20 protein-coding genes are annotated in these 20,418 nt (G+C 68.4%); 11 read left to right on the forward strand and 9 right to left on the reverse strand.

Annotated elements, in window-relative coordinates; translation table 11 throughout:
- The first annotated feature begins 109 nt into the window (after nt 1-109).
- Nucleotides 110-1,447, forward strand: coding sequence for an erythromycin esterase family protein (locus P3102_RS06700; protein WP_276367415.1), 1,338 nt, complete (start codon nt 110-112; stop codon nt 1,445-1,447).
- A gap of 121 nt (nt 1,448-1,568) precedes the next feature.
- Nucleotides 1,569-2,525: a sporulation protein gene (locus P3102_RS06705; RefSeq protein WP_276367416.1), complete on the forward strand. Its 957-nt coding sequence runs from the start codon at nt 1,569-1,571 to the stop codon at nt 2,523-2,525.
- Between the two features lie 541 nt (nt 2,526-3,066).
- Here P3102_RS06705 and P3102_RS06710 read toward each other — a convergent pair.
- Nucleotides 3,067-4,272: an acyl-CoA dehydrogenase family protein gene (locus P3102_RS06710; protein WP_276367417.1), complete on the reverse strand. Its 1,206-nt coding sequence runs from the start codon at nt 4,270-4,272 to the stop codon at nt 3,067-3,069.
- Between the two features lie 185 nt (nt 4,273-4,457).
- Here P3102_RS06710 and P3102_RS06715 point away from each other — a divergent pair, with 185 nt between their 5' ends.
- Both P3102_RS06715 and P3102_RS06720 read left to right on the forward strand, forming a co-directional pair.
- Entirely contained in the window at nt 4,458-4,952 is a 495-nt protein-coding gene (locus P3102_RS06715; RefSeq protein WP_276367418.1) for a MarR family transcriptional regulator, read from the forward strand.
- Between the two features lie 176 nt (nt 4,953-5,128).
- Nucleotides 5,129-6,301: an MFS transporter gene (locus tag P3102_RS06720; RefSeq protein WP_276367419.1), complete on the forward strand. Its 1,173-nt coding sequence runs from the start codon at nt 5,129-5,131 to the stop codon at nt 6,299-6,301.
- On the opposite strand, the gene P3102_RS06725 is transcribed toward P3102_RS06720, so the two are convergent.
- Nucleotides 6,302-6,766: a sterol carrier protein domain-containing protein gene (locus tag P3102_RS06725; RefSeq protein ID WP_276367420.1), complete on the reverse strand. Its 465-nt coding sequence runs from the start codon at nt 6,764-6,766 to the stop codon at nt 6,302-6,304.
- Nucleotides 6,767-6,996: 230 nt separating this feature from the next.
- Here P3102_RS06725 and P3102_RS06730 point away from each other — a divergent pair, with 230 nt between their 5' ends.
- Both P3102_RS06730 and P3102_RS06735 read left to right on the forward strand, forming a co-directional pair.
- Nucleotides 6,997-7,710: a trypsin-like serine protease gene (locus P3102_RS06730; protein ID WP_276367421.1), complete on the forward strand. Its 714-nt coding sequence runs from the start codon at nt 6,997-6,999 to the stop codon at nt 7,708-7,710.
- A gap of 98 nt (nt 7,711-7,808) precedes the next feature.
- Nucleotides 7,809-8,018, forward strand: a complete 210-nt coding sequence (locus P3102_RS06735; RefSeq protein WP_276367422.1) for a hypothetical protein — start codon at nt 7,809-7,811, stop codon at nt 8,016-8,018.
- Nucleotides 8,019-8,645: 627 nt separating this feature from the next.
- Here P3102_RS06735 and P3102_RS06740 read toward each other — a convergent pair.
- Both P3102_RS06740 and P3102_RS06745 read right to left on the reverse strand, forming a co-directional pair.
- Nucleotides 8,646-8,861, reverse strand: coding sequence for a hypothetical protein (locus P3102_RS06740; RefSeq protein ID WP_276367423.1), 216 nt, complete (start codon nt 8,859-8,861; stop codon nt 8,646-8,648).
- Between the two features lie 60 nt (nt 8,862-8,921).
- The gene (locus P3102_RS06745; RefSeq protein ID WP_276367426.1) at nt 8,922-9,635 is read right to left on the reverse strand and encodes a Crp/Fnr family transcriptional regulator; all 714 of its coding nucleotides are present in this window, start codon (nt 9,633-9,635) and stop codon (nt 8,922-8,924) included.
- Nucleotides 9,636-9,850: 215 nt separating this feature from the next.
- On the opposite strand from P3102_RS06745, the gene P3102_RS06750 reads away from it, so the two are divergent.
- Complete coding sequence (locus P3102_RS06750; protein ID WP_276367429.1) at nt 9,851-10,264, forward strand: hypothetical protein; 414 nt, start codon at nt 9,851-9,853, stop codon at nt 10,262-10,264.
- 195 nt (nt 10,265-10,459) lie between these two features.
- Here P3102_RS06750 and P3102_RS06755 read toward each other — a convergent pair whose 3' ends face one another.
- Nucleotides 10,460-10,966, reverse strand: coding sequence for a MarR family transcriptional regulator (locus tag P3102_RS06755; protein WP_276367433.1), 507 nt, complete (start codon nt 10,964-10,966; stop codon nt 10,460-10,462).
- 95 nt (nt 10,967-11,061) lie between these two features.
- Between P3102_RS06755 and P3102_RS06760 the strand changes: the two genes are divergently transcribed.
- Nucleotides 11,062-12,000, forward strand: coding sequence for an EamA family transporter (locus P3102_RS06760; RefSeq protein WP_276367434.1), 939 nt, complete (start codon nt 11,062-11,064; stop codon nt 11,998-12,000).
- Nucleotides 12,001-12,133: 133 nt separating this feature from the next.
- The gene (locus tag P3102_RS06765) at nt 12,134-12,883 is read left to right on the forward strand and encodes a PE-PGRS family protein (protein WP_276367436.1); all 750 of its coding nucleotides are present in this window, start codon (nt 12,134-12,136) and stop codon (nt 12,881-12,883) included.
- Nucleotides 12,884-12,936: 53 nt separating this feature from the next.
- Here the strand turns inward: P3102_RS06765 and P3102_RS06770 are convergent, their stop codons facing one another.
- A complete protein-coding gene (locus tag P3102_RS06770; protein WP_276367437.1) occupies nt 12,937-14,154 on the reverse strand; it encodes a cytochrome P450 in 1,218 nt (405 codons plus the stop codon).
- Nucleotides 14,155-14,287: 133 nt separating this feature from the next.
- Between P3102_RS06770 and P3102_RS06775 the strand changes: the two genes are divergently transcribed.
- Together P3102_RS06775 and P3102_RS06780 are read left to right on the forward strand one after the other, a co-directional pair.
- Nucleotides 14,288-15,220 carry an ATP-binding cassette domain-containing protein gene (locus P3102_RS06775; RefSeq protein WP_276367439.1) on the forward strand — a complete coding sequence of 311 codons (933 nt, stop codon included), beginning with the start codon at nt 14,288-14,290 and terminating at the stop codon, nt 15,218-15,220.
- Nucleotides 15,217-15,960 (forward strand): ABC transporter permease, encoded by a 744-nt coding sequence (locus tag P3102_RS06780; protein WP_276367440.1) that lies wholly within the window; start codon nt 15,217-15,219, stop codon nt 15,958-15,960. The genes P3102_RS06775 and P3102_RS06780 overlap by 4 nt, the downstream gene beginning before the upstream one ends.
- On the opposite strand, the gene P3102_RS06785 is transcribed toward P3102_RS06780, so the two are convergent.
- From P3102_RS06785 to P3102_RS06795, 3 genes are all read right to left on the reverse strand, one after another.
- The gene (locus tag P3102_RS06785; protein ID WP_276367441.1) at nt 15,944-19,069 is read right to left on the reverse strand and encodes a BTAD domain-containing putative transcriptional regulator; all 3,126 of its coding nucleotides are present in this window, start codon (nt 19,067-19,069) and stop codon (nt 15,944-15,946) included. The two genes, P3102_RS06780 and P3102_RS06785, sit on opposite strands and share 17 nt — an antisense overlap.
- 32 nt (nt 19,070-19,101) lie before the next feature.
- Complete coding sequence (locus P3102_RS06790) at nt 19,102-19,692, reverse strand: YbhB/YbcL family Raf kinase inhibitor-like protein (protein WP_276367442.1); 591 nt, start codon at nt 19,690-19,692, stop codon at nt 19,102-19,104.
- Between the two features lie 294 nt (nt 19,693-19,986).
- Nucleotides 19,987-20,208 carry a hypothetical protein gene (locus P3102_RS06795; protein ID WP_276367443.1) on the reverse strand — a complete coding sequence of 74 codons (222 nt, stop codon included), beginning with the start codon at nt 20,206-20,208 and terminating at the stop codon, nt 19,987-19,989.
- Nucleotides 20,209-20,418: the final 210 nt, after the last annotated feature.

The following is a 20,418-nucleotide window of genomic DNA, read 5'->3' on the forward strand; positions in this document are numbered from 1 at the left end:
TTCACGGGGTGGGGTTTTCCTCACCCCGAATGGGAGCTTTACTACAGCGCGCCCGCCCCGGTCCGTGGACGAGGATCGTCCTCGACATCGGAGTGAAGGGGCGAACAAGATGAAAGAGCACCGGAAACGGCTCGGAAGACGGGCTTTGACGGCCGCCGTGGTGGTGACGACGAGTGCGGTGCTCGCTCCCGTGGCGAGTCCCGCTTTCGCGGCCGAGACAACCTGGCGGGACCCGGTGCGGTCGCTGCAACGGGCGGCGTATCCGTTGCGCTCGACGGAGCCCGGCCGGAACACGGCCGATCTGCGGGCCTTGGGCGGGATGATCGGTGGCGCGAAGGTGGTCGGCCTCGGCGAGGCCACGCACGGCTCCCACGAGTTCTTCACCATGAAGGAGCGGGTGTTCCGCTACCTCGTCGAAGAGAAGGGGTTCCGGGCGTTCGCGTTGGAGCTGAGCTGGTCCGCCGGCCTGGAGATCGACGAATACGTCCAGACCGGCAAGGGCGACGTCCGGGAGCTCGCGAAGCGGACGCTGGCCGGTTCCCCCTGGGATCGCGAGGAGTTCGTCGACCTGATCCGGTGGATGCGCGACCACAACCGCGCGCACCCCGGCCGCACCGTGCACTTCGTCGGTGACGATCTCGGCGCGCCTTCGGTGAACGACGCGTTCTTCGCGAGGATCACCGGCTATGTGCGGCAGCATCATCCCGCGCACTCCTCGCGGCTGGACGGGCTCTACACCGGTTTACGCCCGATCGACGACGCGTTCGCCTACCTCCGCAAACCCCTCGACGAACGGCAGCGGCTCGCCACCCGTGCGGAGCAGGCCTACGAGCTGGTCAAGCGCCTGACCGGTGCGCCCGCACACGACTGGGCCGAGCAGCACGCCCGGTTCGTCGCGCAGACCGCCCGGTTCCTCGCCGTCGACCTCGCGGACCCGGCCTCCCTGCCCACCGCGCAGATCCTGCGCGACCGGGCGATGGCGGAGAACGTCGCCTGGTGGCACCGGAAGACCGGGCACAAGATCCTGCTCTCCGCGCACAACGGCCACGTCTCCTACGTCACCGACAACCCGAAGCTGTATCCGAAGACCCAAGGCGCGTTCCTGCGCGAAACGCTGGGCCGGGCCTACCTGCCGATCGGGTTCAGCTTCGACCGGGGATCGTTCCTGTCCAAGGACACCGCGGTCGGCGGTGAGTGGAAGCGGTTCTCCGTCCCCGCCGCGCCGTCCGGATCGAACGAACACGCCCTCGACCAGGTCCGGTTCGAGGACTTCTACCTCGACGTGCGCACCGCTCAGCCGCCCGCGCGTGCCTGGCTGGACGCCGCCCGGCCCACCCGTACCATCGGCACCCAGTTCCCCGTCGATCCGGCCGACATCTCGCTCAGGCGTTCCTACGACGTCGTCATCCACCTGCACGACGTCCGTCAGGCCGAGCTGAGAAGATAGTGACGCCGCGCCCGTTCAGGGGTTTTCAAGCCGGTTCACCTGGCGCGCGACGGCGGATCTCGGTAGTAGTCGAAGTGTTCCGGCACTCCTGTTCCAGTTACCCAGCGGAGGAAAATCCCCGATGTTCAAACGGATGCTCAGCGCCTTCGGGGTCGGCGGCCCGTCCGTCGACACCGTGCTCGACTCACCGCACGCCGTGCCCGGCGAGGTGCTCACCGGCCAGGTCCGCATCCAGGGCGGTTCGAGCGACGCCCAGATCGAGGAGATCCTCCTTTCGCTGGTCACCAGGGTCGAGGTGGAGCGAGGCGACCACGAGCGTGCCGGGACCGCGGAGTTCCTGCGGGTCAGCGCGGGCCGCAAGGTGAAGGTGACGGCGGGACAGCTGACCACCGTTCCGTTCCGGATCGCTCTGCCGTGGGAGACGCCGATCAGCGCCGTCGGCGGACGTGAGCTGCCGGGCATGGTCGTCGGCGTGCGGACCGAGCTCGTCATCGCCGGCGCGCCGGACAAGGGCGACCTCGACCCGGTGCTGGTCGGCCCGCTGGAATCGCAGGATCGGGTGCTGGAGGCGTTCGGCGAGCTGGGCTTTTCCTTCCGCAGCGCCGACGTCGAAGCCGGCCAGCTGCACGGCGTCCGGCAGGAGCTCGGGTTCTTCCAGGAGATCGAGTTCTTCCCGCCGTCGCGCTACGCCGGCCGCGTCAGCCAGGTGGAGCTGACCTTCGTCGCCGGCCCCGACGACCTCGTCGTGGTGCTGGAAGCCGACCGGCGAGGCGGCATGTTCCGCTCCGGCGGGGATTCCTTCGGCCGCTTCCACGTCTCGCACGAGGAGGCCTTGCGCACCGACTGGACCGCGGCCATCGACGGCTGGCTGGCCAAGGTCGCCGAGTCCGGTGGCGGGCACGCCCTGTTCGGCGGGCACCAGGAGCACTACGGCCACGACTACCACGGTCACCACGGCAGGCGTGGTCCCGGCATGGGCGGCATGGTCGCCGGTGCCGCGGCCGGGGTGGTCGGCGGCATGATCCTCGGCGAGGTGATGGAGGACGCCTTCGACGGCGGCGAAGGCTTCGAGGAATGATCCGTCGTGAGCGGCGAGGAGCGTTATAACGCTCCTCGCCACGTCGCTTGAGTTGATCGACCCGCTGACCTGCGCACTTCAGCTCATGGTTTCCATAGGGACTGTTGCCGGTGTGGCGTCAAGGGGCATCGGTACGGGGATCGTGAGTGGCGCTTCGGGTTCTATTGCAGGGCAGGGCAAAGGTGTCGTGTGAGTGGCAAGTCCGTGAAGGCCTCCTTGAGGGACCCAGGGTCCCTCAAGGAGGCCTTCACGGACTTCAAGACCCGCGCTGGTGTCACAGCCGTCCCACTGTCACCAGGGAGCACATCCGAAGGTAGCGAAAGCCTCGACTGAAGCTATGTGGCAAGGGGTGCTGACGCTCCTTGCCCCTCACGACCTCGTACGGAACCGTGCATATAGCCCTCAGCCTGGAATCCAAGGGCAGAAATCGTCCCTTGTGGACACTTACGAGCGCGATCGGCCTCGTCGGCTGCCCCTGAGGCACGCCATCTTCGACTTACCTCTCGATGGAACACGAATCGCCACTCACGACCGGCAGGGCTCAGGTGTACCAGGTGGGTTCCGGAAGCTCGTTCAGCAGCGCGTAAGCACCGACTTCGCGGCGTTTGTAGGCCACAGGGTCGTGGAGCGAGTGGGTGCGCAGATTCCGCCAGAAGCGGTCCAGGCCGAACTTCGTGGTACTCGCGCGGGCGCCGGTCAGTTCGAAGACCTTCGTACCGACCTCCAGTCCGGTGTCGATCACGCGTTGTTTGGCGGCGGCGACGAGCACCGCGATCTCGCCTCGTGCCTCGGCGGTCAGCTCTTCACGCGGCGCGTGCAACAGGTCCGAAATCGCTGCTCCGGCCTTGTCCACCAACGCTTCGGCCGCCCACAGCTTCGACTGGAGATCGCCGTAGCCTTCGAGGATGTACCACTCCTCGCCGGCGGAGCCCTTGTTGTCGCCGCCGTACGGCCACGCGCGGGTGTGCTCGCGCGTGTACGCCAGCGCGGTCTCCAGCGCTCCCTGCGCGATGCCGAGGTAGAAGTTCGCGAACACGAGCTGGATCGCCGGGACGTTGAGCGTGTTGTAGGTCAGGGGCCGGAACGTCTTGTGGACGTAGCCCGCCGCGCTGGCCCACGGGACGCGCACGCCGGTGATGGTCACGCTGCCCGATTCGGTGAGCCGCTGGCCGATGTTGTCCCAGTCGTCGTGGAAGACGATACCGTCCTGTTCGGACGGAACGATGGCGAAAATGTGGTCTTCGGTGCCCTCGAGGACGCCTTCGAGAACAGTCAGGTCGGAGACCTTGCTGCCGGTGGAGAACGACTTGCGTCCGTTGTAGACGATGTCGTCGCCGTCCTCGCTGATCTTCAGATCGGAGTCACGGGGGTTGACCGCGCCGCCGAAGAAGAAGTTGTTCCGCGTGTACAGCTCTTCCACCGCGGCGATCTGTTCGTCGGTCGCCACCAGCCGGGCGGCCCACGCCCAGAGGTAGTGATAGCCGAGCAGCTGGCCGATGGAGCCGTCGCCGCGCGCGATCTCGCGGGTCACGCGATAGGCGGTCTCCCAGCGTTGTCCGCCACCGCCGTGCTCGGCCGGGCCGAGCAACGTCACCAAGCCGGATTCTTTGAGCAGCCGGACTTCCGCGTACGGTGTCTCGTTCTTCCGGTCGCGCTCGGCCGCGTTCACCGCGAGCTCGTCGGCGACGTCTTTCGCGGTCGTCAGCCATTCACCGGCCGATCGGATCCGGTTCTCGGTCGTGGTCATACTGGATTCCGTTCTGTGCGAGGGCGAACGGGAATTCCGGACAGGGCGGAGCGTCCGGAATTCCCGGATGTTCTCGAAGGTAGCGACACCGATTCAGGCCGTACAGAGCATGCGCCCGAGTAGAGCAGCGGTGCTACGGGGTGTCAACGAACGTCCGCGCGCTGAGACCGGGGTAATCTCCGGGTGTGCCGGATCACGTTGATCACATTCTGCGTCAGTGGGCCGAAGCCCGTCCCGACCTGGACGTCTCCCCGATGGGTGTCATCGGGCGGCTGACCAGGCTGACCCGGGTGCTGGAAGGCGAGCTGCGCAAGACGTTCGCCCGGCACGACCTCGACCGGTCGTCGTTCGACGTCCTGGCGACCCTGCGCCGCGCCGGTACGCTGACCCCCGCCGACCTGATGCGTTCGGCGATGGTCACCTCCGGCGCGGTCACCCAGCGGCTCGACCGGCTCGAAGAACGCGGCCTGGTGGTCCGCGCGCCCGACGAGACGAACGGCCGCCGGGTGCTGGTCGACCTCACGGAGAAGGGGCGTGAGCTCATCGACCGCGCGCTGCCCGATCACGTCGACACCGAGCATCGGCTCTTGAGCACGGTCAGCCCCGAGGACCGGGACGAACTGGCCACGTTGCTGCGAAACCTGTTGCAGTCGCTGGGAGATGTCGCCCTCGACGACTGACGCCCGTGCCCCCGGTGAACCGTTTGACTTAGCGCTAAGCATCGAATAGCTTAGCGCTAAGAGGTACGCGGGTCGTTCCGTGTGCCGTCGATCCTTCTGGAGCGGAGTACCCCAGGGGCGGATTCGCCGTGCCCGCAGGGGTTTCTTCGTCATGCTCGTGAATCGAGAGAGAAGAAATGGTCACCCGAACCGAAAACGCGCACTCGACCCGGAAGGGCTGGGCAGGGGTCGCCGCCATCACCACCAGCCTGTTCGTCTTCCTCACCACCGAACTGATGCCCGTCGGCCTGCTCACACCGGTGAGTTCCAGCCTGGACATCTCGGTGGGCGCCGCCGGCCTGATGGTCACGCTCTACGGCGTGTCGGCCGGGCTCGGCGTGCCGTTCGTCGTCGCGTGGACGCGGCGGATCGACCGGCGCGTCCTGCTCTCCACGTTGCTCGCGATCCTGACCCTCGGCAACCTGATCATCGCGCTGGCACCGAGTTATCCGCTGGTGCTGGCGACCAGGCTCGTCATGGGCTTCGCCAACGGCGCGTTCTGGGCCATCGGCGTGGGGATGGCGATGCGGATCGTCCCGGAGCGCCACGCGAACCGGGCGGCGGCGGTCGTGATGTCCGGGATCTCCGTCGCCACGGTGCTGGGTATGCCGCTGGGCACCATCCTGGAGCGCCTTGTCGGCTGGCAGAGCACGTTCCTGATCTGGAGCGGGCTCAGTGTCCTGGTGTTCCTCGCCGTCGTCGTCCTCGTCCCCTCCCTGCCGTCGGCGAACGCGGTATCGGTTCGCGAGGTCTTCGGCCTGCCGCGCCTGAACGCACGGTTGCGGTCGGTCCTGATCACCGTGGTCCTGTTCGTACTCGGGCACTTCGGCGTCTACACCTTCATCCGTCCCTTCCTGGAAGGCACTACCTCGGCGTCGCCTGCCTTCGTCACGGTGTGCCTGATCGTCTTCGGCGTCGGGGGAGCGGCAGGGAACTTCGTCGCCGGCCATTTCGTGGCGAAGAACGTGCTCGCGAGTTTCACGGTCGGAGCTGCCGGACTCGTGGCGTCACTGCTGTTGCTGCTCTTCGTCGGCCACGGTCAAGCGGGAGCGATGATCGCGCTGGTGCTGTGGGGGCTGTCCTACGGTGTCGTGCAACTGAGCCAGCTCACCATGACGCAGCGGTCCGCGCCCGACACGTTCGAGGCCGCCATGTCCCTCAACACCCTGGCGTACAACACTTCCATCGCCCTCGGCGCGTTGTTCGCGGGACTGCTCGCGGACCACGCCGGGATCACCAGCGTGGTGTGGTTCGGCGTGGTGCTGACCGCGGCGTCGCTGCTGTTCACGGCCGGCACCCGCCGGACCTGATCAGAACCAGTGCAGGCAGTGCGGGGCACGCTCGGTGCGGAAGAGCGCGTCGGCGAGGGCCGCCGCCTCCGGGTGGTGCGCCCGGATGCGCCCGGCCCGCACGAGCGTGCTCGGGACCGTGCCGCCGAGGTAGCTCGAGCCCAGGTCGCTCACGTCCAGGGACAGGCCGGGCTCGGCGTCGGTCGGGACGCAGTCCGTCTCGCCGCCCCGGACGGCGAGCAGGTAGCGGCCGTGCTCGCCGAGTGCCGGGTCCCCGACGTCGAGGACGAGTTCCCCGTCCGCCGTCTCGGCGAGCAGGCCGCGGTCCATCTCGAGAGCGGACCAGGTCTCGGCCGAGGTGTCCGGGAACCGGGCGAACGCGGTGAACATGGTGTCGACGAAGACGTCGCGGTCCGCGGCGGTCGTGGAGCGGATCTTCAAGGACCCGATCTTCAAGGGCCCGACCTTCATGGGCCCGATCTTCATGGGCACAGTGCATTGCCGTTCCCCGGGTGACGTCAAGCGCTTTGCCGTGCCGCGCGGACTACCTAATGATCTTCGACGCATACTCAAAGATCGGCTCCGGCCGTCATGGAAATAGATAGGTAGCCCGCGCGAACTTTCGTCGGTTCCCGGCTTCCCTTGACGCGACACAGAATCAGCGCGTTCGTCCCCACTGACGCGGCCGGGATCCGGCCGCAGAAACGAGTCGGAACATGCGACTGCGCTCCCTCGTCCTGCTGGCAAGCACCGCCTTCATGGCCCTGCTCGGCTCGACCCCCGCCGCGACCGCCGCCGAACCCTCGGGTGTGCAGCCGATGATCATCGGCGGCCAGTACGCGCAGAGCGGCCCCTGGGCGGCCCGGCTGTTCGTGAACGGCCAGCAGAACTGCAGTGCGACGATCATCGCGCCGCAGTACATCCTCACCGCCAAGCACTGTGTCGCCGGCAGCGGCAGCTACACTTTCCGGATCGGCAGCCTCGACCAGCAGAGCGGCGGCACCATGGCCACCGCGGCGAGCATCACCCGTCACTCGGGCGCGGACCTCGCCATCGTCCGGCTGACCAGCTCGGTGAACGCCACCTACGCGCCGCTCGGCACCACGAGCAACGTCGCGGTCGGCCAGAACGTCCAGGTCTACGGCTGGGGCGCGACCAGCCAGTGCGGTTCGGAGATCAACTGCCAGTCCCGTTACCTGAAGGTCGCCACCGTCCGGGTCAACTCGGTCAACTGCGGTGACTACAACGGTGGTGTCGCGGTCTGCGCGAACCGTGTCGACGGCATCACCGCCGGCGGCGACTCGGGCGGTCCGATGTTCTCCGGCGGCCGCCAGGTCGGCGTCGCCTCGACCAGCGACCGGTCGAACAACACCGCCTACACCAACATCACCCGGTACCGCAGCTGGATCCAGCAGGTCGCCGGCGTCTGACCGAGTCTCGTGAGTGGTGAGGACGGTTCCGGCCGTCCTCACCATTCGTGAGCCGAACACCCTCCCGTTCCTCGCGCTTTGTCACTTGACACGTGCGGATGCGCAACGCGCCCTCCGAACGCGGAGAAATCCCGGAACTTCCCGAGCGGGAACCGTCACGGATCACCGACGTCCCGGTGCCGGACGAGGACGTCGCCCCCTTGGCCGGGATCGAGGCCGTACCCGGTGCGCTGCCCGAACCCGCGGTGGACGGCACGGGCCCGGCGGAGTCTTGGTCCTCGAATCATTGGCGTACTTCCGCGCGCTGAGAACCCTGAAACGGGAGAAGGCCTCGCGGCGACACGACAATGTGGTCCTGGACGAAGTGGCGACCGCCGTCCGGGCCGCCGAGACCGGACGGTGGTGGCCGGTCACCCGGTCGAGGCGAGAACGCTGGCTGGATCTGACCCTCGTCCTCGACAACGGTCCGTCGATGGCGTTGTGGCGGCCGCAGGTATCCGCCTTTGTCGAAGTACTCCGGCAAGTGGGTGCTTTCCGTACCATTCAGGTCCGTCTGTTGGAAACCGCGAAAGACAACGAAGAGGATTTCGTTCTTCGTGGTGGCACGCCGGGCGCACCCGCCAGAGACCCGAACGAGATTCTGGATTCGTCGGGACGGCGAGCGGTATTGCTGCTGACCGATGGGGTCGGGGACGCCTGGCAGAAGAAAGACGCCCTGCACCCGATCTTGGCGCGGTGGGGCCGGACGATGCCGGTGAGCGTCGTGCATCTGCTCCCGCGGTGGTTGTGGGGCCGATGCGGGATGAACCCCCGCAAGGCCAGGTTGCGCGTCCCGAACACCTTGGCGTCCTCGTCGCCGTCCAGGCGCGCGAATGCGTCGAAGTCTCGCCAGGACAAGCGGTGGAACGCGAGGCCAGACCCTGCCGATGGCGGCATCAGTCGATCCGCTCGCCGCCCGCACTACCGGCGCTTCTGTAGCGGGCGCGGACATGGGTCGTGCGTTCGACGACATGACGCGCTGATCGGCGGAAGGCTTCACCGTCCAGCTCTCGTAACGCGGTGAAAGAGACCGCGTCGAGATCGATCAACGCCGATTCGATGTCCGGTTCGGTGTTTGCCGAGAAAGAACTCATCGTGCCGATTCCCTCCACCCCGTGAAACGGTTGCGAGAGTTGAACCTCGGCCAAGGATAGCCGAGATTTCGGGTTCGCTCAGGCTCCGTCCGCAGGTGGTGGCCGCCCGGCGGCCAATTCGCGGAGTGCGCGAGGGCGGGTGATGGTGACGCGCTGGCGTGCGGTGCGTACCACCCCCAGCCGCCGGAGTTCTTCGAGACCCCGGATCAGGGTGCTGCGGGAGACCCGCGCGAAACCCGCCAATTCCCCTTGGTTGAAGCGAAGATCGACCTGTTTCCCGTCCGCCCAGTCGGCGGAGTGCTGCAATGCCAGCTCCAGGAGGACCGCGGCGAGGCGTTGCGGGAAGTCCGGCCCGCCGGACTCGAGACGAAGCCTGTCGGACTGGTGCAGCCGGATCGCCGCGTTACGGAACATCTCCTCCGCGATCCGCGGCCGCGCGCGCAGCACGGCGAGGAATTTCTCCCTCGGCACGACGAGCGTGTGCACCTCGTCCATCGCCGACATCGTGGCGGATCGGGGAAGTCCGCTGATCGGGGCCAGTTCGCCGACGATTTCCGCCGGTCCGCGGGCGGCGAGCGGGGCGTCCTCCCCGCGATAGTTGGTGGCGCTGATCTTCACCCAGCCGTGCAGGACGACGAACATACTGGTGGGCGGGCTGCCCTGGAGGGCGAGGATCTGGCCCGGCCGCCACACCTTCAGGTGGCCCGCGCGCCGGAGAGCGGACCGCTCCGCCGGGGTCAGCCGATGCCAGGTGCCGAGACCCTCGTGCTCATCCGCGGCGGCACCGGTCATCCCGGCCCTCCGGTTCCCCGGGAGCCGGACTCGCGCCGTGTTCTTTCACGCGGTGTTCTTTCGCGCTGTGTTCCATTTGACGCATCAACCGCTCCCCCGACTCGCCAACATGGTCAGTGGGCAGAAAAACCCGGAAGTTTCGCACCGCAACCGGTAATTGTGCCAGGCAAGGGGTCTGTTCACCAGGCCTCGGGCCGGCGACGGGGGAGGACGACATGCGCAGTGCCGAAAGTGTCATGGGACGGCCGAAGGATCACCGCCACGTGCCTGCCGAGGAGAATCCGCGGACGCCCAAGGCGTTCGGCCGAAGACCGGTCTTCTTCGCACCGCACCCGCCGTTGCTGTCCGGTGGGTGGTATCAGGGCGCCGAGCACGAGGTACTCGGGCCGGGGCGGTGTCCGGTCCGCCGTCCGGCGGCCAAATCGGTGAAGGCGGCGTTGTGGTGGGTTCTCTTCTTGGGGCCGTTGGGGTTCTGTTACGTGTCGCCCGTCGGCGGGCTGATCGCGACGGCGGTTTCGGTCACGGCGATCACTTTCGGGGGCGCCCCGTCGGTGGCCGTGATCTGGCCGGTCGTCATGGTGCTTTCGCTGGTGACCTTGTCGCGATGGCCGGGTGACGACCCGAGATGACGTCCGGCCGGATCCGGCCGGGTGAACCGGGTGGGGGCCACTCAAGGGGGGTGGCCCCCACCACGGGTCGTTCGCGAGTGGGCGGTTCCGCCGGAGGTACCTGAAGGTCCCCTTCCTTGCGCCTAGGTACAGGAAGGGGACCTTCAGGTACTTGAGCACGTACTTGAGCCGGCGAGCCGCGTAGCGGCCGGCGAATCACTCCAGTGACGTGTCGCCGAAGTGCTCGAGCAGCAGCCGCAGGCCGCCGATCAGTTCGGCCCACCGCGCCGGTTCCAGTTCGGGTAGCAGGCGGGCTTCGTTCTCCAGGTGAAGCTCGAAAACCTCGTCCACGACCTGACGGCCCTTGCCGGTCAGCCGGATCTTGACCGAGCGGCGGTCTTCGCTGTCGCGTATCCGCTCGACCAGGCCCTTGGTCTCCATGCGATCGATGCGGTTCGTGATCGCTCCTGAGGTGACCATCGCGGCTTTGAGCAGGGCGCCCGGCGTCAGGCCCTCGGCGTCCCCGGAGCGGCGCAGCGTGGTGAGCACGTCGAACTCCCACGACTCCAGGTCGTGTTCGGCGTTGAACTCCTTGAGCTTCCGGTCGAGGATCCGGGAAAGCCGCTGGACGCGCCCGATCACCTCGGCAGGCCAGAGCTTGTCCTCGAGGTCCGGCCGCTCGTGTCGCCAAAGCCCGATCACCGCGTCCACCGCGTCGGCCATCCTGCGCCCTCCAGTCGTCTCAACATTAAGATACTTGACATTGACAGAACTCACTGGTGTTATCTCAACGTTGAGATTATCAGTGAGGAGACATCATGGTGAACACCCTGGAGCGACCCGGGACGGCTACCGCGGAACCGACGCTCCGTGACGTCGGGCTCGCCGCGCTGGCACCGGCCAGCTGGGGCACCGTCTACGTCGTCACCGCGACCCTGCTGCCCCCGGATCGGCCGCTGCTGGCCGCCGCGCTGCGGGCGCTCCCGGCGGGGCTGCTCCTCCTCGCCCTGACCAGACGGCTCCCGCACGGGTCGTGGTGGTGGAAGACGGCGGTGCTCGGGATGCTCAACTTCGGCGCCTTCCTGCCGTTGATGTTCCTCGCCGCGTACCGTCTTCCCGGCGGTGTCGCCGCGACCCTCGGTGCCCTGCAACCGCTGCTGGTGGCGTTGCTCGCGCTGCCGATGCTCCGGGTCCGGACATCGGCGCCGACCCTGCTCGCCGCGATCGTCGGCGCCGGTGGTGTCGCCCTGCTGACTCTTTCGGCGGAAGCCCGCCTCGACCCGCTCGGGCTGGCCGCCATGCTCGCCGGCGTCGCGCTGATGGCCGTTTCCCTGATCCTGACCAAGAAGTGGGGCCGTCCCGGGCATCCGCTGGCGATGACCGGCTGGCAACTGACCTTGGGCGGCGTCGTCCTCGCCCCGGTGACGCTGCTGTTCGAGGGCCTTCCGGACTCGGTGACGACCGCGAACCTGCTCGGCTACGGCTACATCGGCATCGTCACCACCGCGGTGGCCTACCCGCTGTGGTTCCGCGGCATCGGCCTGCTCGCCCCGGCGCCGGTCTCCCTGCTGACGTTGACCAACCCTCTCGTCGCCACGGCCGCCGGATTCCTGGTGCTCGGCCAGACCCTCACCGGCTGGCAGCTCACCGGATTCGCCGTCGCCCTCACCGCTCTGACGCTCAGTCAGACCGTCGTCCGTCCCAAGAAACCCAGGGAGGAACCGGCCACGGCCGCCGGTCCTTACCCGAAGGTATAACGACGCTGCTCCTCGCTGGTACAAACCGGCGCGGACGCGAACGCAGCGAAGTCTTTTCGTGCCCGATCGTGCACTATCGGCCGACGAATCACCCATTCCAGACTGGGAGTCCGGCGGGAATCCAGGAGGAATCATGACCGAGACCGTGACCGCGCACAGCTTCGAAGCCGTTGAAGGAGAACAGGAACTCCGAGTTCCGGCGGATGCGAAGCGCGGCCGTTTCAAGGTGCGGGGAGGGCAAGGAGGCCACGGCAACGCGGATTCCGGCGGCCCCGGTCACGGGGCCGAAGTCGAGGCGACGGTGCCGGTCAAGGGTGGCGAAACCCTCTTGGTCCATGTCGGCAAACAGGCCGGGAGATCCGGCGGTTCGGGATTCACCACCGGCGGGAGAGGCGGCTCCGGGGAGACCGAGTCGGGCCGCAACGGCGGAGGCGGAGGCGGATCCAGTGCGGTGTGCCGCGGCGCCGTGCCCTTGATCGTGGCGGGCGGCGGAGGCGGGGCCGGTGGTGGATCGCTGGTGGCCCGCGGTGGCGACGGCGGCGCGGGTGACGCGAAGCCGCACAACGGCGGCAAAGGCGAACGCGGGACGCTCGGCGTGGGCGGCGACGGTGGAAGCGGCGGCACCGCGAAGACGGCCAAGGGAGACAACGGCCAGGGAGCGCCCGGAGCGTCGACGGCCGGTGGCGGCGGTGGCGGCGGCGCCGGATACGCGGTGAAGGGCGGCGGTGGAGGCGGCGGCAAGTCGGGCACCAACGATTCGGCCGGGGGCGGTGGTGGAGCCGGCGCTTCCTACTACGTCGAGGGTTCGGTCAACGCGTCGATCCGCAAGACCGGTGCGAAGGGGCACGGGAAGGTCGAACTGGTGGAGTGGCTCAAGAACTGACGAGGACGGCCCTCCCCACCCGGTAGGGGAGGGCCGTCATCCGGCCAGGCGGCCTAGTCCGTCCAGGTGACCGGCAGTTCGTGGACACCGTAGATGTTCATGTCGGTCTTGAGCCTGACCTCGTCGGCGGGGACGGCGAGCGCGAGGTTCGGGAAGCGGCGCAGCAATCCCTCGAAACCCGCGTGCATCTCGATCCGCGCCAGCTGCTGGCCGAGGCACTGGTGGATACCGTGCCCGAAGGACACCAGGCCGCGGGCGTTGCGGCGCACGTCCAAGGCGTCGGGATGTTCGAACCGCCGCGGATCACGGTTGGCGGCCAGCAGCGAGATGATGACGGTCGACCCCGCGCGGATCGTTTCGCCGCCGAGTTCCAGGTCTTCCGTGGCGTAGCGGAAGAAGATGTCGGCGACGGACAGGTAGCGAAGCAGCTCCTCCACGGCGCCGGGCAGCAGCTCCGCGTCGGCACGCAGCTCGGCGAGCTGTTCGGGGTGCTCCAGCAGCGCGAAAGTGCCCAGCGACAGCATGTTCGCGGTGGTCTCGTGGCCGGCGAGCAGCAGCAGGAAGGCGGCTCCCGCCAGTTCCTCGATGGTGAGGTCCTCGTGACGGCCCAGCTCGGACAGGATGTCGTCGCCGGGCGTCTCGCGTTTGCGGGTGACGAGTTCGGTGAGGAAGGTGTTCATCCCGATGAACGCGGCCGTCTTCTCCTCCAGCGTCTGGTCCCTGACCATGAGCTGGGCGGAGTCGGCCTGGAAGTTCTCCCGGTCCTCATACGGGACGCCGAGCAGCTCGCAGATCACCAGCGACGGCACCGGCAGCGCGAACTCCTCGACCAGGTCGACCGGCGGGACCAGCGCGGCCATCGCGTCCAGTCGCCGTTCGGTGATCTCGGCGATGTGGTCTTCGAGCTGCTTCATCCGTTTGACGGTGAAAGCGCCGGTGAGCCGCTTGCGCAACCGGCCGTGGTCCGGCGGGTCCATGGCGACGAACATTCCCGGCATCGGCGGGGAGGGTTCGGTCGGGGTGGGCATGCCCGGGGTCTCGTACGGCGCGTGGAGGATGCCGATGTCCTGGCGCGAGCTGAACCGGGTGTCGGCCAGCAGCTGCCGGGCCTCGTCGTAGCCGGTGACGAGCCAGCCCTCGTGGCCGTCGGGGAAGATCATGGGACTCACCGGGCGGGCCTCGCGCAGCCGGGTGATCTCGCGGGGCGGGTCGAAGGGACCCGCGTCGCGCTGCATGGGGAGGCCCTGCGGGACGGGAACCGGCTGAGTCATCTCGTCGCCTTTCGTGGTGGTTGTGCCGGCCACTTTCTTCGCGCGGCCTGACATCGGGCTGACACGGCGCTGACACCACCGGTGTCAGCGCCGTGGCGGGGGCGTGTCAGCGCGGCCGCCCACAGTGGTGACCATGAATGACACAGCGATCGCGGTCTCCGGACTGCGGAAGACCTTCGGCGACAAGGTCGTGCTCGACGGGATAGACCTGGAAGTCCCTTCCGGCACCATTTTCTCCCTGCTCGGGCCGAACGGGGCCGGCAAGACGACGACGGTGAACCTGCTGACCACCCTGATGAAGGCCGACGGCGGGACGGCCGAGGTGGCAGGCCACGACCTCGTCACCGAAGCCAAGGCGGTGCGCGCGGCGATCGGGGTCACCGGCCAGTTCGCCGCGGTGGACGAACTGCTGACGGGCCAGGAGAACCTCCAGCTGATGGTGGACCTGACCCGGGGCCGCGACGGCGACCGCGTCGTGGCCGATCTGCTGGAACGCTTCGAACTGGTGGAATCGGCACGGAAACCGGCGTCGACCTACTCCGGCGGCATGCGCCGGAAACTGGATCTGGCGATGACGCTCGTCGGCGATCCGCGGATCATCTTCCTCGACGAGCCCACCACGGGGCTCGACCCGCGCAGCCGTCGCACGATGTGGTCGATCATCCGCGAACTGGTGGCGGGCGGCGTGACCGTCTTCCTGACCACCCAGTACCTCGAAGAAGCCGATCAGCTCGCCGACCGGATCGCGGTTCTCGACCAGGGCCGCCTGGTCGCCGACGGCACTCCCGACGAACTCAAACGGCGGATGCCCGGCACGCACGTCCGGCTCCGGTTCACCACCGCCGCCGAACTCGACGCGGCGGCGCGGATCTTTCCCGGGGCCACCCGGGACGACGAGGCGCTCGCGCTGCGGGTCCCCAGCGACGGCGGAACGAAGTCCCTGCGCTCGCTGCTGGACCGGCTCGACGAATACGCGGTCGGCGCCGAAGAGTTCTCCGTCCACACCCCTGATCTCGATGACGTTTTCCTCGCCCTGACGGGCCACCACACGGAGGCAGTGCAGTGAACTCCCCCTCGACGGTGATGTTGCGCCGTAACTTCAAGCACCTCGTCCGGAACCCGACCTCGGTGTTCAACGCGATCCTGATGCCGGTCGTGATGATGCTGATGTTCGTGTACGTGTTCGGTGACGCGTTCAGTGTCGGCGTCGATTACGTCGACTACGCGACGCCGGGATTGATGCTGCTGGCCGTCTGCTACGGGCTCGGCGCGACGGCGACGGCGGTGAACTCCGACATGACCAAGGGCATCATCAACCGGTTCAAGGTCATGGACGTCTCCCGCGGCGCGGTGCTGACCGGGCATGTCGTCACCAGCGTGCTGACCAACCTGCTCGCCATCGTGGCGCTCACCGGGGTCGCCTTCCTGCTGGGCTTCTCCCCGGCGGCGGGGTTCCTCGACTGGCTGGGGGTGGCCGGGATCGTCGTGCTGCTCGGCTTCGCGGCGGCTTGGCTCACGGTCGCGCTGGGCCTGGCGGCGAAATCCCCGGAAACCGCGGGGATGGCTTCGGTGCCGCTGGTCATGCTGCCGTTCTTCAGCAGCGCGATCGTGCCCGCCGAAAAGATGGGGCCCGGCCTCCGGGAGTTCGCGGAGTACCAGCCGTTCACGCCGATCATCGAGACACTGCGCGGGCTTCTCGACGGGGCGCCGGCCGCGAGCGACGTGTACCCCGCCCTCGGCTGGTGTGCCGGGATCGCGCTCGCCGGATACCTGTGGGCGTCCTCGACGTTCAAGAAGCGAGCGTGACCTCGACCAGCCGCTTCCAGTCCGCCTTGGTGCCTTCTCGCGCCGCCTTCGCGAAGTTCGCTTCGCCGAGGCGGCGCAGCACCGTCCGCTCGAGCCGGGTCACGTCCGGACGGGACCGATCCGGCAGGCCGCGCAGTTCGTCGGCCGCTCCGAGCAGCCGCGCGGCCTGTTCGGGATCGTCCTGGCGCAGGGCCAGCTCCGCGATGCCGACGAGCATGTGGGCGATCAGGGGCACGTGCCGCACCTCGGCCGCCGCCTGCCAGGCCGCCTCCCGGTGCGCACGGGATTCCTCGAGATCTCCCGTGAAGTAGCCCTGAAGGTCGTGGCTGATGGCGCGAACGTGGCCCAAGCCCGCCTCGTCGCCCATCACGGTCATCGCGAAGGCGAGTTGCTTCGCCGCTTCCTCGGTTTCGCCGCGCCAGTGGAAGAGTTCCGCCTGCGAAAGGGCGAGCATGCCCAGCGCACCCGGCCAGGTGACCTGTGCCGAATACCGCTGCGCTTCGGCCACGGCGGCCGCGCAGGCCTCCTCGTCGTCCATCAGCCAGTACAGCTGCGCCTGCCGCGCCCGCAGCCGGATGAGGTCCTCGACCGAACCGACCTCGGTCACCACCGTGACCGCCTCTTCGTAGTACTCACAAGCGGTGGCGAACTCCCCGCGCGTGGCGATGCGGTCCGCCAATTCGGTCAGGGCGAAGGAGATCCCGAACCGTTCGCCGAGGGCGCGGAACTCTTCGAGCGCCTGCTCCAGATACTCGTCCGCCTGCCGGCCGGGATGGCCGAGCGTGATCCGCATCTTGCCGAGGTGCAGCCTGCCCAGCGCGCGGACCCACGCGTTTTCGTCCTCCAGCACCGGTTCCCACGCGGACAACGCTTCGTCCCCGTTCAGCATGCGTTCCAGCGGGACGACGAGCCCGAGCAGAGGGTGCTTGTGCTCACTGCGCGTGCCCAGCCGGTACGACTCGTGGATCCACTTCGCCGCGGTGTTCTCGTCGGCGAAGCCGGAACTCACGAACAGCGAGACGAGCCCGTACACCACGGCCGCCACGTCGTCGGACACCTCACCCGGTGTCCTGACGGCCGCGCTGATCAGTTCCATGCCTTCCGTGCGGTGCCCGCTCAGCCACCAGTACCAGCCGCAGGCCGCCGCGAGCCGCATCGCCTCCGGTGCCTCACCCGCGGCGAGCGCGCCGCGCATCGCGGACGTGATGTTGTCGTGCTCCGCCTTGAGTTCGGCGAGCCATTCCAGCTGCTCGGCGCGGCGGAGCATCGGCTCGGCGGCCTCGGCGAGTTCGGTGAAACAGGCGAGGTGCGCGTGGCGTGCCACCGTCGTTTCGCCTGCCTCGGCGAGCCGTTGCGCGGCGTACTCCTTGATCGTGCCGAGCATCCGGTACCGCGGCGCATCGTCGCCCGCGGCGACCAGCAACGACTTCTCGGTCAGCGCGGTGAGCAATTCGAGGACTTCGTACTGCTCGACGGCCTCGCTGACGCAGACCTGTTCGGCCGCCTCCAGGCTCGCGCCGCCCGCGAACACCGAAAGACGGCACAGGACGGTCCGTTCGGCGTCGCTCAGCAGCTCCCAGCTCCAGTCGACCATGGCGCGCAACGTCCGGTGCCGCGGCAGCGCGGTCCGGCTGCCGCCGGTCAGCAGGCGGAACCGGTCGTCGAGGCGGTTCGCGAGCTGGTCGACGGACATGGTGCGCAGCCTGGCGGCGGCCAGTTCGATCGCCAGCGGCATCCCGTCCAGTACCCGGCACACCCGCGCCATCGTGGCCGAAGTGGCCTCGTCGGCCACGAAATCCTTGCGCACGGCACTCGCCCTGTCCCGCAGCAACCGGACGGCGGGGGAGGCTTCGATCTCGCCGGGGCCGGCGTGCCGGTCCGGCACGGCCAGCGGCACGACGTGCCACAACGTCTCACCGGTGATGCCGAGCGGCTCCCGGCTCGTGGCCAGTATCCGCAGACGGCGGCATTCCCCGAGCAACCGATGGGCGAAGGCCGCGGCCGCCTCGATGACGTGCTCGCAGTTGTCGAGGATCAGCAGGACTTCGCGCTCGCGGATCGAGACGACGACCCGTTCGACGGGTTCGGCGTTCGTCGAGTCGCCGAGCAGCGCGTCCCGAAGGCCGAGTGCGGCGAGCGTCGCTTGAGCGATGTCCCCGCCGGGGTCGATGGCCGCGAGTTCCACCAGCCACGCCCCGTCCGGCAGATCGCCGAGCAGGGTACGCGCGGTTTCCGTGGCCAGCCTGGTCTTTCCCGAACCGCCGGGCCCGATCAGCGTGGTGAGCCGGTGCCCGGCGACGAGATCGCGGACCTTGGCGACATCGGTGTCCTTGCCGACGAAACTGGTCAGCTCGGCACGTACGTTGGTCTTGCGGTCGTCTTCCCGCCGCCCCAGCTCACCGCGCAGCAGCGCGACATGCACCGCCGACAGCTCAGGGGAGGGATCGACGCCCAGCGCGTCGGCCAAGGCTTCCCGGGTGCGCTGGTACACGAGCAGGGCTTCGGTGTCGCGGCCCGTCGCCGCGAGTGCCCGCATCAGCGCGGCGACGAGCCGCTCACGCAGCGGATGCGCGGCCACCAGATCCGTCAGCTCGGTGACCGGTTTCGTACCGTGGCCCGAGTCGAGTTCCGCGTCGAACCGATCCTCCAGCGCCGTCAGGCGAAGCCCTTCGAGGCGGGTGACCGCGGCGTCGAAAGCGCCGCTGTCCCGCAGACCGACGTCCTGCATGGCCGCGCCGCGCCACAGGCCGAGTGCCTCGCGCAGCCGCTTCGGCTCCTCGTCGCCGCGGGCGCCCTCGACGAGACGCTCGAACCGCACGGCGTCGACGTCGTCGGGCGTCACCTTCAGCCGATAGCCGTCCGGCCGTCCGTCGACGACCCCTTCCGGCAGCACCTTCCGCAGCCGGGAAACCAAGCGCTGCAAGGCGTTCGTCGCGTCGGCAGGCGGCTGCTCGCCCCAGATCCAGTCGACGAGCGACGCTTTCGAGACCACCCGCCCCGGTTCGAGCGCGAGGGCGATCAGCAACCCGCGCAGCCGGGCGCCCGGCACGTCGGCGAGGCCGCCGTCGTCCGTGCGTACCTCGAAGGGGCCCAGCATCCCGATCCGCATTGGGCCGATTTTGCCACGGCTGATCAGGGGTCTTACGACTCGCCGGTGATCCTCGCCGAGCCGATCGAGGCCGCGGTGATCGCCCTGGCGGCGGTCTGCGTCGACGAACCGGAATTCAGGCCGGTGAGCGAAGCCCGGTCGAGAGCGTGCACGACGAACTCGTAGGTGTTCACGGTGGAGGGCGAACACGGTCCCTGGTAGCCGTAGAGGCTGGCGCTCCCGCGGTAGTAGACCTGCCTGGAGCCGGCGGGAACCGGCGGGCGGTGGACGTGCTGGACGTTCTGGGGGAGCGAAGCCGTGCTCGCCGGGATGTCGTAGATGACCCAGTGGATGAGGTCGGCGTTGTCGAGGTCGCGCATGACGATCGCGTAGCTCTTGGCCGCGGCGGGCGCCCCCGACCAAGCCAACGGCGGTGACTCGTTCCGCTTGGCCGGATCCTGCCCGCCACCGCTGGTGCACTCGTGGACCTTCGGCATGAGGCCGCCGTCGGCGAACGCGCTACTGGTCAGGGTGAACGCGTGCGGTGCCATCGGTGCTGTCGACGCTGTCGACGCCTTCGACGGCGAAAGGACGGTGGCGCCGAGGGCGAACAAGGCGCAGAACACGATTCTCGTTGCTCTCATCGGAGACTCCCGAGGCGTTGATGGTTCCCGTGCGCCCGCTTCAGCGTAGGCAGCCGGGAAACCGGCGGCTAGCGCACTTTCCCCGTCGATCGCGGTGTTTTCGCGGGCTGCGGGTACCGGACGGGTGCCTCGTGTACTCGGGTTTCGCGTGCTCCAGCACGGAACTCGCGTGCTCCAGGACGGAACTCGCGTGCTTGGGGACGTAACTTGCGTGCTTGGGGACGTAACTTGCGTGCTTGGGGACGTAACTCGCGAGTTACGTCCCCAAGCACGCGGGGAAAGCGACGAAGCGGCTCAGCCGTTCGGCTGGTTCTCGACGACCCTCCGGCGGCGCGTGCGGGCGACGCCGATCCACAGCAGCACCGAAACGACGGCTCCCGGTGCCGCCGTCAGGTACACCGGCCACGCGCGGAACCCCGACACCCACAGCATCGCGATCAGGCCAACGGTGATCAACGTCCAGATGAGGGCGAGACCGCCCCCCTTTCGCCGCCACCGGGCGGCGACGCCACGCATCCTGTTCCTCACTCGGCTCACACCGGTGGGTACCCACTTCTCGCCTGGTCAACCCCGGAAAATCACGAGCCTAGGTAGCCGGTGGTCATCGCCGCGAGTTCGTTCTCGAGCCGGGTGGTGCCGATGGAGCCGGCCGCTAGGCTCGCGCGGATCGTGGAACCCGCATACGATCCCGAGCTCGCCGCCCTGCTGCCCGCCTTCGCGGGCAAG

Source organism: Amycolatopsis sp. QT-25, assembly GCF_029369745.1.
Taxonomy (GTDB): Bacteria; Actinomycetota; Actinomycetes; order Mycobacteriales; family Pseudonocardiaceae; genus Amycolatopsis.